General features: G+C 67.6%; 14 protein-coding genes. 7 read left to right on the forward strand and 7 right to left on the reverse strand.

The features are described from left to right. Positions 1–141 precede the first annotated feature (141 nt). Positions 142–573, forward strand: a complete 432-nt coding sequence (locus AC5P8C_RS07420) for a CBS domain-containing protein (RefSeq protein WP_014648481.1) — start codon at positions 142–144, stop codon at positions 571–573. A gap of 67 nt (positions 574–640) precedes the next feature. On the opposite strand, the gene AC5P8C_RS07425 is transcribed toward AC5P8C_RS07420, so the two are convergent. Both AC5P8C_RS07425 and gloA read right to left on the reverse strand, forming a co-directional pair. Further along, the gene (locus AC5P8C_RS07425; RefSeq protein ID WP_019660719.1) at positions 641–1,069 is read right to left on the reverse strand and encodes a VOC family protein; all 429 of its coding nucleotides are present in this window, start codon (positions 1,067–1,069) and stop codon (positions 641–643) included. Between the two features lie 124 nt (positions 1,070–1,193). Then, positions 1,194–1,712, reverse strand: coding sequence for a lactoylglutathione lyase (gene gloA / locus AC5P8C_RS07430; protein WP_019660718.1), 519 nt, complete (start codon positions 1,710–1,712; stop codon positions 1,194–1,196). 126 nt (positions 1,713–1,838) lie between these two features. Here gloA and AC5P8C_RS07435 point away from each other — a divergent pair, with 126 nt between their 5' ends. Then, a complete protein-coding gene (locus tag AC5P8C_RS07435) occupies positions 1,839–2,951 on the forward strand; it encodes a PLP-dependent cysteine synthase family protein (protein ID WP_019660717.1) in 1,113 nt (370 codons plus the stop codon). A gap of 47 nt (positions 2,952–2,998) precedes the next feature. Here AC5P8C_RS07435 and AC5P8C_RS07440 read toward each other — a convergent pair whose 3' ends face one another. Next, positions 2,999–3,403, reverse strand: a complete 405-nt coding sequence (locus tag AC5P8C_RS07440; protein WP_005419475.1) for a hypothetical protein — start codon at positions 3,401–3,403, stop codon at positions 2,999–3,001. Between the two features lie 165 nt (positions 3,404–3,568). Between AC5P8C_RS07440 and AC5P8C_RS07445 the strand changes: the two genes are divergently transcribed. Further along, complete coding sequence (locus AC5P8C_RS07445) at positions 3,569–5,599, forward strand: M3 family metallopeptidase (RefSeq protein ID WP_495218519.1); 2,031 nt, start codon at positions 3,569–3,571, stop codon at positions 5,597–5,599. 102 nt (positions 5,600–5,701) lie between these two features. Here the strand turns inward: AC5P8C_RS07445 and AC5P8C_RS07450 are convergent, their stop codons facing one another. The 3 genes from AC5P8C_RS07450 to AC5P8C_RS07460 all read right to left on the reverse strand — a co-directional run bounded on the left by AC5P8C_RS07450 (position 5,702) and on the right by AC5P8C_RS07460 (position 7,651). Next, positions 5,702–6,505: an SDR family oxidoreductase gene (locus AC5P8C_RS07450; protein ID WP_021203886.1), complete on the reverse strand. Its 804-nt coding sequence runs from the start codon at positions 6,503–6,505 to the stop codon at positions 5,702–5,704. After that, the gene (locus AC5P8C_RS07455; RefSeq protein ID WP_026347096.1) at positions 6,502–7,068 is read right to left on the reverse strand and encodes a DUF1415 domain-containing protein; all 567 of its coding nucleotides are present in this window, start codon (positions 7,066–7,068) and stop codon (positions 6,502–6,504) included. Before AC5P8C_RS07455 ends, AC5P8C_RS07450 begins: the two co-directional genes overlap by 4 nt. Before the next feature lie 100 nt (positions 7,069–7,168). Further along, positions 7,169–7,651, reverse strand: coding sequence for a YajQ family cyclic di-GMP-binding protein (locus AC5P8C_RS07460; RefSeq protein WP_019660713.1), 483 nt, complete (start codon positions 7,649–7,651; stop codon positions 7,169–7,171). A gap of 153 nt (positions 7,652–7,804) precedes the next feature. On the opposite strand from AC5P8C_RS07460, the gene AC5P8C_RS07465 reads away from it, so the two are divergent. The 3 genes from AC5P8C_RS07465 to AC5P8C_RS07475 all read left to right on the forward strand — a co-directional run bounded on the left by AC5P8C_RS07465 (position 7,805) and on the right by AC5P8C_RS07475 (position 10,594). After that, on the forward strand, positions 7,805–8,701 hold the full coding sequence (locus AC5P8C_RS07465) for a DMT family transporter (protein ID WP_019660712.1): 897 nt from the start codon (positions 7,805–7,807) through the stop codon (positions 8,699–8,701). Between the two features lie 199 nt (positions 8,702–8,900). Beyond that, positions 8,901–9,908 (forward strand): methionine ABC transporter ATP-binding protein, encoded by a 1,008-nt coding sequence (locus tag AC5P8C_RS07470; RefSeq protein ID WP_021203891.1) that lies wholly within the window; start codon positions 8,901–8,903, stop codon positions 9,906–9,908. Then, positions 9,905–10,594 (forward strand): methionine ABC transporter permease, encoded by a 690-nt coding sequence (locus tag AC5P8C_RS07475; RefSeq protein ID WP_021203892.1) that lies wholly within the window; start codon positions 9,905–9,907, stop codon positions 10,592–10,594. The genes AC5P8C_RS07470 and AC5P8C_RS07475 overlap by 4 nt, the downstream gene beginning before the upstream one ends. Before the next feature lie 104 nt (positions 10,595–10,698). Here the strand turns inward: AC5P8C_RS07475 and AC5P8C_RS07480 are convergent, their stop codons facing one another. Continuing rightward, positions 10,699–11,301 (reverse strand): lipocalin family protein, encoded by a 603-nt coding sequence (locus AC5P8C_RS07480; RefSeq protein ID WP_019660709.1) that lies wholly within the window; start codon positions 11,299–11,301, stop codon positions 10,699–10,701. 128 nt (positions 11,302–11,429) lie between these two features. Between AC5P8C_RS07480 and AC5P8C_RS07485 the strand changes: the two genes are divergently transcribed. Continuing rightward, entirely contained in the window at positions 11,430–11,756 is a 327-nt protein-coding gene (locus tag AC5P8C_RS07485; protein WP_233653722.1) for a hypothetical protein, read from the forward strand. The last annotated feature ends 34 nt before the right edge of the window (positions 11,757–11,790 follow it).

Below are 11,790 nucleotides of genomic sequence, written 5' to 3' on the forward strand. Positions count from 1 at the left end.
CGTTGCAGCACGTCGTCTGCCGATGCCTCCCATGCGGCAGACGGGTGCGCCAGACGTGCGCTGAAAGGTCTGTTCCCGGGGAGGGGGCGTATCGGAAGAGCACACTTTTTTGACTTCAGTGACCTGCACCAGGAAACAAGAATGAACGTCCGCGAACTCCTGCAATCCAAGAAAGAAGCTGTCATCACCATCGATGCCGAAGACACCATCGGTGCCGCCGCCCACAAGATGAGCGCGAACAGGATCGCTGCGCTGGTGGTGATGAAGGACGATGCCCCGGTCGGCATCATCTCCGAGAAGGACATCGTGCGCACCCTGGCCGACGATGGCCCGCAGGCCGGCCGCCGGGTGATTTCCAGCCTGCCGTCCACGGGCCTGGAGGGCATTGCGCCGGACGCCACGCTGAAGCAGGCCATGTCGCTGATGACGTACTCGCGTCGCCGTCACCTGATGGTGACCGACGGCAACCAGCTGGTCGGCATCCTCAGCCTGGGCGATATCGTGAAGAACCTGCTGGGCGAGCTGGAACTGGAAAAGGCCGTGCTGCAGGACATCTACATGGCCGCCCACTGAGGGCTGCAGCGCTGGAAACAGAGAAGCCGGGCATTGCCCGGCTTCTTCGTTCACGGCGTCGGTGAAGTCAGAACGTCACCTTCACCGAGTCGGCACTGTAGTTCGCCGGGCCGTGGTAGACCACTTCGATGTTGTTGCCATCGGGGTCGAGCACGAAGGCGCCGTAGTAGCCCGGGTGGTAGGGGCGCTCGCCCGGTGCGCCGTTGTCTGTGCCACCGGCGGCGATGGCAGCGGTGTGGAAGGCATCGACCGTGGCGCTGTCGCGGGCCTGGAAGGCTAGATGATGGCGGCCGGTCAGCTGGCCGGCGGCGGCACGGCTGCTGGCGCTGGAAATGAACAGCTCGTCGGCCCAGAAGAAGTCCGGCCCTTCGCCGCCGAGTGGGATGCCGATCGTATCGAACACTGCCTGGTAGAAGCGGCGGCTGGCGGCCAGGTCGCGCACCACCAGCTGGATGTGGTCGATCAGGCGGCCACGGTGCAGTTCCATCGTTTCCATACGAACCTCTTCAAAAAGGGGACGGAGTCGGTAGCGCCGGGCCGTGCCCGGCGAGCGCGCAGCGCGGCCTGCTCAAGGCCGCCGGGCATGGCCCGGCGCTACCGGAATTGTGCCCCTTTCCGGGTCAGACGTTGGCGATGATCTCGACCCAGTAGCCGTCCGGGTCCTTGATGAAGGCCAGGTTCTTCATGCGGCCGTCGGTCAGCCGCTTCTGGAAGGTTACCCCGAGGTCCTCGAAGCGCTGGCAGGCCGCCTCGATGTCCGGCACCGACACGCAGATGTGGCCGAAGCCGCGCGGGTCGCTGTTGCCGTCGTGGTAGACCGCGCCGTCCTGGGTTTCGGTGCCGTGGTTGTGGGTCAGTTCCAGCACGCCCGGCAGGCCGGCCATCCACAGGCGGCGCTGGCTGTCGTCTTCCGGTACCACCACGCCGGCCGGGAGGTAGGCCAGGAAGTACAGGCTGAACTGGGCCTCCGGGAAGTCGCGCTTGTCGATCAGCTGGTAGCCGAGCACGCGGGTGTAGAAGTCCAGCGAGGCGGTGATGTCCTTCACCCGCAGCATGGTGTGGTTGAACACGAAGCCGGTGGTTTCGGCCGGGGCCTGGGCGGCGACGCCGGGGACATCGCGCAGGGCGGGAATGGTCATGGGGGGAGGTCCTTCAGACAGGGCCGTTGCCGGCCGGATGGGGGCATTCTACCGGCCAGCACCTGACGGTACCGCGACGTACAATGGCCGGATCGCACCGTTCCGTCCTGACAACGATTGCCCGCCATGTCGCAGCGTGAATGGGTGGCCGCCGCCATCCGCAAGATTGAAGCCGATTTCAACCGCTCCGCCGATACCCACCTGATCCCGCTGGCGCTGCCCGGGTTCGAGGGCATCGATGTGTACCTGAAGGATGAGTCGAGCCATCCCACCGGCAGCCTCAAGCACCGGCTGGCGCGCTCGCTGTTCCTGTATGCGCTGGCCAATGGCTGGCTGCGCGAAGGGCGACCGGTGATCGAAGCGTCCAGCGGCTCGACGGCGGTGTCCGAAGCCTATTTCGCGCGCCTGCTCGGCCTGCCGTTCATTGCGGTGATCCCGGCCACCACCTCGCCTGAAAAGATCGCCGCGATCGAGTTCCAAGGCGGCCGCTGCCACCTGGTCGAACGCGCCTGCGACCTCAACTGTGATTCGGAAAAGCTGGCCCGTGAAACCGGTGGCCACTTCATGGACCAGTTCACATACGCTGAGCGCGCGACCGACTGGCGTGCCAACAACAACATCGCCGAGTCCATCTTCAAGCAGATGGCCGAAGAGCCCAGCCCGGTTCCGGAATGGATCGTGTGCAGCCCCGGCACCGGCGGCACCGCCGCCACCCTGGGCCGCTATGTCAGCTACCGCCGCCACGACACCCGCATCCTGTGCGCGGACCCGGAAGTGTCGGTGTTCTTCGACGGCTACCGGGCCGCCGTGGCCGGTGAACAGGACTGGCGCGACCTGACCTGCAGTGGTGGTTCGCGCGTGGAAGGCATCGGCCGGCCAAGGGTGGAGCCGAGCTTCATCCCGACCAGCGTCGATGCGATGGTCAAGGTACCCGACGCGCTGAGCCTGGCTGCGATGCGCCATGTCAGCCGCCAGCTCGGCCGACGCGTCGGTGGCTCCACCGGCACCAACTTCATCGGCGTGCTGCAGGCGGCGCAGTGGATGCGCGAGGCGGGCCACCAGGGCAGCATCGTCAGCATCCTGTGCGACAGCGGCGAGCGCTATGCGCAGAGCTACTACGATCCGGCGTGGTACGCGCGCCAGGGCATTGATGTCGACGGCGCCGACGCACAGCTGGCCGCTGCGGTGGCCGGGCAGGGACTGCCCGAATTGCCGTGGTGCAGCCTGGAAGCGTTGTAGGACGGCCGACGTTGTCGCCGGGCCATGTCGGCGTCCGCGACGGTGTCTCAGTAACCCGCTGCGGTGAAGGCGTCGAGCACCGCGTCGCGCAGTGCATCGGGCAAGGCCTCGATGTCCATCGCGCGGTCATCCAGGTGCAGGGTGGGATCCAGGATGCTGGCGCGGCCCTGGGCCAATGCCTGCAACCACAGCAGCACGCAGATCACGAACTCGCGCTCATGGCCCAGCTGCAGCTGGCTGGCGCCGCGCTCGACCACTTCGAACGGGTACCACTCCTGGCTTTCATTGAACGTGCCGCCCTGCTGCAGCACCGCCTGCAACTGCTGCAGGTGGCGCGGGGCGTCGTCGCCGGCATCGCACAGCGCGGCGATCCAGGCCAGTTCGGCCGCGCTGGCAGACAGTGCCAGCGACCGCGCCGGTGAGGCGGATGCAACTGCAGCCAGACCTTCCATGTGGGGCCTCGTTCGGTACGTGCCGCTGCGGACTCCCCCGCATCCAGAGCTTCGGGGGGCGCGCGTAAGGCCGATGTGAATGCCGTGCCCCCTTGTCAGCCGCGCCCGGCAGCGCCATATCTGGAGGGCTGCCCGGGTGCCGGGCCCGTATCCTGGAGATCTGCCGTGACCGTTGCCAACCCCCTGCTCGATTTTTCCGGCCTGCCGCGCTTCGAGGCGATCCGCCCCGAGCACGTCGCGCCGGCGCTGGATGTGCTGCTGGCCGAGGCCGAAGCCGCCGTCAGCGCGGCCGAGCAGGTGCAGCCGGTGCGTTGGGAGACCTTCGTCACCCCGTTGGACGACGCGACCGAGCGACTGTGGCGCGCCTGGGGCCTGGTCGGCCACCTGCAGGGCGTGGTCAACACCCCGGAACTGCGCGAGGCCTACAACAGCAACCTGCCGCGGATGACCCGCTTCGCCAGTGCGCTGGGGCAGAACCTGGCGCTGTATCGGCAGTACCAGGCGCTGGCCGCCAGCCCGGAGGCGGCGCATTTCGATGAAGCCCAGCGCAAGGTGCTGGACAACACCCTGCGCGACTTCCGCCTGGGCGGCGCCGAGCTGGCGCCCGAGGCCCAGCAGCGTTTTGCTGCGATCAAGGAAGAACTGTCGGCGCTGTCGGCGAAGTTCTCGCAGAACGTGCTCGACGCTACCGATGCCTGGTCGCTGATCATCGAAGACGAAGCGCGGCTGAAGGGCCTGCCGGAAGACGTGAAGGCCACCGCGCATGCCGCAGCACAGAAGGACGGCAAGGCCGGCTGGAAACTGACCCTGCAGATGCCGTGCTACCTGCCAGTGCAGACCTGGGGCGAGGACCGCGACCTGCGCGAGATCCTGTACCGCGCCAGCGCCCAGCGTGCGTCCGAATTCGGCGATGACGCATTGGACAACAGCGGCAACATCGACCGCATCCTGGCCCTGCGCGCCGAACTGGCTGCGTTGCTCGGCTTCGATTCGTACGGCCATTACTCGGTGGCGACCAAGATGGCGCAGGACCCGGCCGAAGTGCTCGGTTTCCTGCGTGACTTGGCCTCGCGCGCCAAGCCGTTCGCCGCCAGGGACCGCGCCGAGCTGGAGCAGTTCGCGCGCGAGCAGCTGGGCATCGATGCCCTGCAGGCCTGGGACCTGGCGTTCGCCGCCGACCGCCTGAAGCAGGCGCGTTACAGCTATTCCGAGCAGGAAGTGAAGCAGTATTTCACCGAACCGAAGGTACTGGGCGGCCTGTTCTCGGTGATCGAGCAGCTGTACGGCCTGCGCGTGCAGGAGGACAGCGCGCCGGTCTGGCACGAAGACGTGCGCTTCTTCCGCCTGGTCGATGCGCAGGGCGCGCTGGTCGGCCAGTTCTACCTGGACCTGTACGCACGCGAGGGCAAGCGCGGCGGGGCGTGGATGGATGATTGCCGCAACCGTCGCGTGCGCGCCGACGGCAGCGTGCAGACGCCGCTGGTCTACCTGGTGTGCAACTTCGGCCGGGGTGCCAACGGCAAGCCGGCCACCTTCAGCCACAACGAAGTGACCACGCTGTTCCATGAGATGGGCCACGGACTGCACCAGCTGCTGACCCGCATCGGCGAACTGGGCGTGGCCGGCATCAACGGCGTGGAATGGGATGCGGTTGAGCTGCCCAGCCAGTTCATGGAGAACTTCTGCTGGGAATGGGACCACCTGCAGGCGATGACCGCGCACGTGGACAGTGGCGAGCCGCTGCCGCGCACGCTGTACGAGCGCATGCTGGCCGCGCGCAACTTCCACAGCGGCATGGCCACCGTCCGCCAGCTGGAGTTCGGCCTGTTCGACATGCTGCTGCACAGCCAGTTCGAGCCAGCGCAGGACAGCGTGCTGGCGCTGCTCGACCGCGTGCGCGCGGAAGTGGCGGTGAACCACCCGCCGGCCTGGAACCGCTTCCCGCACCAGTTCAGCCACATCTTTGCGGGCGGTTACGCCGCGGGCTACTACAGCTACAAGTGGGCCGAGGTGCTCAGCGCCGACGCCTACGCCGCGTTCGAGGAAGCGCCGCAGGCACTGGCGGAAACCGGTGCACGCTTCCGTGATGAGATCCTGTCGCGCGGTGGCAGCCGCCCGGCGGCGGAGAACTTCAGGGCTTTCCGCGGCCGTGCACCGCAGATCGACGCGCTGCTGCGTCACTCGGGCATGGCGTAAGGCGTCGGGTAGGTGCCAACCTTGGTTGGCACTTCACCGCCCTCCACGCATGGCGTGGATCTACCGGAACGCCGGCCAACGGCCGGCACTACCGGTGGCGGGTCATTCGGCGTAGATCATCTTCCGGGTCATGCCGCCGTCGACGATGAAATCCTGGCCGGTGCTGAAGCCGGACAGCGACGACAGCAGGTATACCGCGAGCGCGCCGATGTCCTCGGGGTGGCCGACCCGGCCGACCGGATGCTGTGCGTGGTCGATGGCCGAGTACTCCGGCGCGTGTCGCCGTGAGGGTGCCTGCCACTCGCTGGTGCCGATCCAGCCCGGGCTGATGCTGTTCACCCGCACCGCCGGGCCGGCGCTGATCGCCAGCGCATGGGTGAAGGCCACCAGGCCACCCTTGGCCGCCGCATAGGCCTCGCTGTGCGCTTCGGATTGCCAGGCGCGGGTCGAGGCGATGTTGATGATGGCGCCGGCGGCGCTGGCTGTCAGCGCCGGCAACGCGTGCTTGCTGCACAGGAAAGCGCCGTGCAGCGACGACAGGCGGCGCTGCCATTCATCCCAGTCCATGTCCTGCAGCCGCGAGCCGTGCGCACCGGCGATGCCCGCGTTGTTGACCAGCCCGTCGATGCGACCAAAACGCTGCAGGGCCGTAGCAATGAAGTCGCGCACACTGGCTTCGTCGGTAATGTCCAGGTGCTGGAATGCGGCGTCCTCACCGCGTTGCCACTCGCGCAGGCAGGCTTGGCCGGCTTCCACGTCCAGGTCGCCGATCAACACGCGGCCACCTGCACCGAGCACGCACTGGGCGATGCCACGGCCGATGCCGTTGGCGCCGCCGGTGACCAGCACCACCTTGCCCGACAGCGGCGCGGCCGGCCAAGCGGCAATCGGCGGCACCGTGCTCACGACAGGTCTTCGCCACGCAGGCGGCGATGCCAGCCGTCCACGCCGATACGGTCCAAGGTCTGGATGTTGCGCTCGACGATCACGTCCGGATCAGGGAACGCGTCCACCGCGCGCGCCACGCTGTCTTCGCGCAGCAGGTGCAGGGTGGGGAAGGGCGCACGGTTGGTGTAGTTGCTGGCATCGCCCGGCGCCACGCCTTCGAACTGGTAGTCCGGATGGAAGCTGGCCACCTGCAGGATGCCCTGCAAGTCCAGTGCCTCGATCGCCGCATCGGCGTTGTCGAGGAAGTCGTTGTAGTCGAGGAAATCGGTCAGCACCTGCGGATGCACGATCAGCGTGGTATCGATCTGCTCGGCCGGCGTATCGCGCAGCAGGACCAGTTCCTCGGCCAGCTGCTCAACCAGGGCTTCCGTCGTGGTCGCATCGCTGAGCACGATGCGGACCTGGTCCTTCACATACACCGCCTTGGCGAACGGGCACAGGTTCAGGCCGATGACGATGCGTTCCAGCCACAGGCGGGTGGCGGCGATCGGGTCCTCGGTGGGCAGTTGGGCGTCGGTCATGGCGGGCACGTCGGCTGGCGGGGCGGACATTGTAGGCGCGTCGCTTGCAACGCGCCGTCGCACCGCAGGTGCCGGCGCCGGGCCATGCCCGGCGGCCAGATCAATCGCGGAAATTGTTGAACTGCAGCGGCAGCTCGAACTTGCCGGCCTTGAGCACGGAGATGGCGTCCTGCAGGTCATCGCGCTTCTTGCCCTGCACGCGCAGCTTGTCGCCATTGATCTGGCTTTCAACCTTCAGCTTGGCCTCCTTCAGCGCAGCGGCGATCTTCTTGGCGACCTTCTGCTCGATGCCCTGCTTGACGGTGATCTTCTGCCGGGCCTGGGCCAGGTTGGTCTCGATGTCGCCGAATTCGAGGCTGAGCACATCGATGCCGCGCGCGGCCAGGCGTGCACGCAGGATGTCGTTCATCTGCTTGAGCTGGAACTCGGTCGGCGCGAACTGGTTGATCACATCGCCATCGCGCTCGAACTTGGCATCCACGCCCTTGAAATCGAAGCGGGTGGCCAGTTCGCGGTTGGCCTGGTCGATGGCGTTGGTCAGTTCGTGGGTGTCGACTTCGGACACGACGTCGAAGGAAGGCATGGCGATGCTCCGCAGGATTCAGTGGCAGCCATTCTATCGCGAGGGCCCTATGCCCGCCCTTTGTAGCGCCGAGCCCACGTTCGGCTGCTTTGTGAAGAGCAGCCGAGCGTGGGCTCGGCTCTACAGAAAGCGACGACCGGGCGATAATGGGCCATGAACGTGCAACGCTCCCCTTCGCGCGCAGTGGCCTGGATGGTCGCTGCGGTCGCCTGCTTCTCGCTGATGGACGCCGGCATGAAGCAGCTGTCGGCCAGCTACCCCACCCTGGAAGTGACCTTCCTGCGCGGCGCGGCCTCGTTGCCGTTCGTGCTGGTCTGGGTGCTGGCCAGCGCCGGGCCGCGTTCACTGGTGCCGCGCCGCTGGGGGCTGCACCTGCTGCGTGGTGCGCTGGGCATGGCGATGATCGGCTGCTTCGTGTTCGCCCTGCGTGACCTGCCGCTGTCCACTGCCTACACCATCTATTTCGTCGCCCCGCTGCTGATCGCTGCGCTGTCGGTGCCGCTGCTGGGCGAACGGGTCGGGCCGCGGCGCTGGGTGGCCATCGGCATCGGCCTGGTCGGCGTGCTGGTCGTGCTGCGGCCGGGCGTGGACGGCTTCATTTCGGTGCCTGGGCTGATGGTGCTGGCCGCGGCCACCGCCTATGCCGTAGCCGCGATCACGGTCAGCCTGCTGACCCGCACCGATACCTCGCAGTCGATGGTGGTCTGGTTCCTGGTGATCATGGCCATCGGTGCCGGCCTGCTGGCCCTTCCCGGCTGGGTGCCACTGCAACTGGCACATGCGCCGCTGATCGGCGGCATGGGCCTGGCCGGAGCGCTGGGCCAGATCGCCCTGACCAGGGCCTTCCAGCTGGGCGAGGCCTCGATGATCGCGCCGCTGGAGTACAGCGGGCTGGTCTGGGTGATCGGCTGGGACCTGGCGTTCTGGGGCCAGCTGCCCGATGGCTATACCTGGGTGGGGGCGGCGATCATCGTTGCGTCCGGCCTGTACCTGCTGCATCGCGAGCGGGTGAACCGGCAGGAGCCGCCGAAGCCGTTGGACCACCCCTGAGCCGGGGTAGGGCCGGCCGGCGGCCGGCAACCCCTCGCGCCGGAGGGACCGCTGCAGGTGCCGGCCAGCGGCCGGCGCTACCGTGGGCAGCGGCTTAGAACCAAAAGGAATAACATTCTGGCCCATGGCGCGGGCGCGCGACCGCCTGCGCTGGTAGGCTGCACGCCCCCTTCCGTCACCCAGCCGGTGAGCCACGCCCGTGATCGAGTTCCAGCGCCTGCACAAATCCTATGCCGTTGCCGGCCGCGCAGTGAGCGCGCTGCAGCCGCTGGACCTGACCATCGAGGCCGGTGAGGTATTCGGCATCATCGGCCATTCCGGCGCCGGCAAGTCGACGCTGATCCGCATGATCAACCGCCTGGAAGAACCCAGTGGTGGGCGTCTGCTGATCGGTGGCGAGGATGTCACCGCACTGGACGCGGACGGCCTGCGCGCGCTGCGCCGGCGCATCGGCATGATCTTCCAGCACTTCAACCTGCTGTCGTCGCGCACGGTGGCCGGCAACGTCGCCTTCCCGCTGGAGCTGGCCGGCACGCCGAAGGCGGAGATCGACGCACGCGTGGTCGAGCTGCTGCAGACCGTTGGCCTGGAAGCGCATGCGCAGAAGTATCCGGCGCAGCTGTCCGGTGGCCAGAAGCAGCGCGTCGGCATTGCCCGCGCACTTGCAACGCGTCCGCAGATCCTGTTGTGCGACGAGGCCACCAGTGCGCTCGATCCGCAGACCACGGCATCGGTGCTGTCGCTGCTGTCGAAGATCAATCGCGAGCTGGGCCTGACCATCGTGCTGATCACCCACGAGATGGACGTGATCCGCCGCGTCTGCGACCGCGTCGCCGTGCTCGACGCCGGCCAGATGGTCGAGACCGGGCCGGTCACCCGGGTATTCCTGCATCCACAGCATCCGACCACGCGCCGTTTCGTCAGCGAATCGGAGCACATGGACGAAGGTGCGCTGCATCGCGATTTCGATGCCGTCGGTGGCCGCATCGTGCGGCTGACGTTCCTCGGTGGCGACACCTACGAACCCCTGCTCGGCAGCGTCGCGCGGCAGACCGGGGTCGACTACAACATCCTGTCCGGCCGTATCGACCGGATCAAGGACACCCCGTATGGCCAGCTGGTCGTCGCCCTGGTGGGCGGTGACCAGTCCGCCGCGCAGGCCGCGTTCGTGGCCGCCGGCGTGCACGTTGAGGAACTGCGTCGATGATCATCGCTACTGCCGGCGGCTTCTTCCGCCACCTGGATGCGGACAAGTGGGTGGATATCGGCAAGGCCACCCTCGAGACGCTGCTGATGATGGCCGGCTCGCTGCCGCTTACCCTGGCCATCGGCCTGCCGATGGGCGTGCTGCTGTACGTGTTCGGCGCGCCGCAGATGAAACGCCGGCCACTGGCCTATGGCGCGCTGGCGATCGTGGTGAACCTGCTGCGTTCGGTACCCTTCATCATCCTGATGGTGGTGTTGATCCCGGTGTCGCTGTGGTTGATGGGCCAGTCGATCGGCGTGCTCGGCACGTTGCCGGCGCTGGTCATCGGTGCGGCGCCGTTCTACGCGCGCCTGGTGGAAACCGCGCTGCGCGAAGTGGACCGCGGCGTGGTCGAGGCCGCGCAGTCGATGGGTGCCACCACCTGGCAACTGGTCACCCGGGTGCTGCTTCCCGAGGCGCGGCCGGGCCTGATTGCCGCCGCCACGGTCACTACCGTTGCTCTGGTTGGCTTCACTGCCATGGGCGGCGCGATCGGTTCCGGCGGCCTGGGCGACCTGGCGCTGCGCGAAGGCTACCAGCGCAACCGCACCGACGTGGCCCTGGTTACCGTGGTGGTGCTGCTGATCCTGGTGCAGCTGCTGCAGATGCTCGGCGACCGCCTGGTCGCGCACTACACCCGCAAGTAGCCCGCCTCAGATAGTGCCGGCCGCTGGCCGGCAACGATGCGCTGCTCCAGGTGTGCCGGAGCTGCCGGCCAGCGGCCGGCACTACATCTGCGCCCGGCGCTCTCTCAACGCACGTTGGGTACTTCGTAACCCAGCTTGCCGACCTGCTCCGGGCGCTGTGGCACACGCTTGAGCTTGTCGGTGTTCACCCCGTATTCGTCACGCAGGCGCTCGGCCAGTTCCTTGTAGAGGCCCTTGTCCATGTCCGGTGTGCGCGAGAAGATCCAGGCCATCTCGCGGCCCGGGTAGCCGATCAGTGCCCAGGAATAATCCGGTGCTACTTCCAGCACCCGTGAATGGGTGGGCACCACGCGATAGAACCAGGTGCGCCAGCCGTGATTGCCGCTGTCCGGGTCGACACTGGCGCGTGCGCGGATCTCCTGCAGGGGTTCGCCGAAGCCATCACGATAGCGGTAGGTGATGCCGACCTTGTGCGCGTCGCGCAGTTCGTACTCGTTGACGCTGGCCACATGGCCGCGCTCGACGAAGTTCGGCACGCGGCCAATCACGTACCAGGTACCCATGAAGCGCTTCAGGTCGATCGGCGCATCCGGGTCGGCGACGCGTGGGGCGCTGGCACGGGGCGATGGCGGCTCGCTGGCGGCCACGGCGGGGCCCGCCAGGGACAGGGCCAAGAGCATGGCGCAGAGCGGGCGGATCGAAGTCATGCGGGAGCGGGCTCAGGAGGGCTTTGCGTGAGCATGGTCGACTGAGCGTGCGCGATCCGTCAATGGTGTCGCAGCCTTTGAGAAGGGCATTGACCAAGCTGTGTTGCACTGTCTACCGGAGAAGCCCCATGAACGCACGTTCCGTCCGTCGCCCTGCAGCTGAACGCGTCAGCCTTGAACGTGCCGACCCGCGCCTGCTGCGCAGCGTGCGGCAGTTGGCCCTGGCCGGTGTGGCACTGGTCCTGGTCTGGCCGGCCGCGCGTGGTAGCAGCGCATGGCTGGGCTGGTTGCCGATGTGGCTGGTGGGCATGCCGGTGGTGGCCTGGTGGGCGCTGCTGCGCTTCCCGTTGCCTCGCCTGTCGTGGCTGCGGCGGGCGCGTCACACCGGTGGACAGGCGGACCGACGCGGTGGCGGTGCGGCCCGCCGCCGTCGGGGCGCCACCGCCGCGGCCTGACCTTCGACACGGGGGCGACAGCGGTGATCCATGC

The organism is Stenotrophomonas sp. YJH_SMC_46 (genome assembly GCF_059370315.1).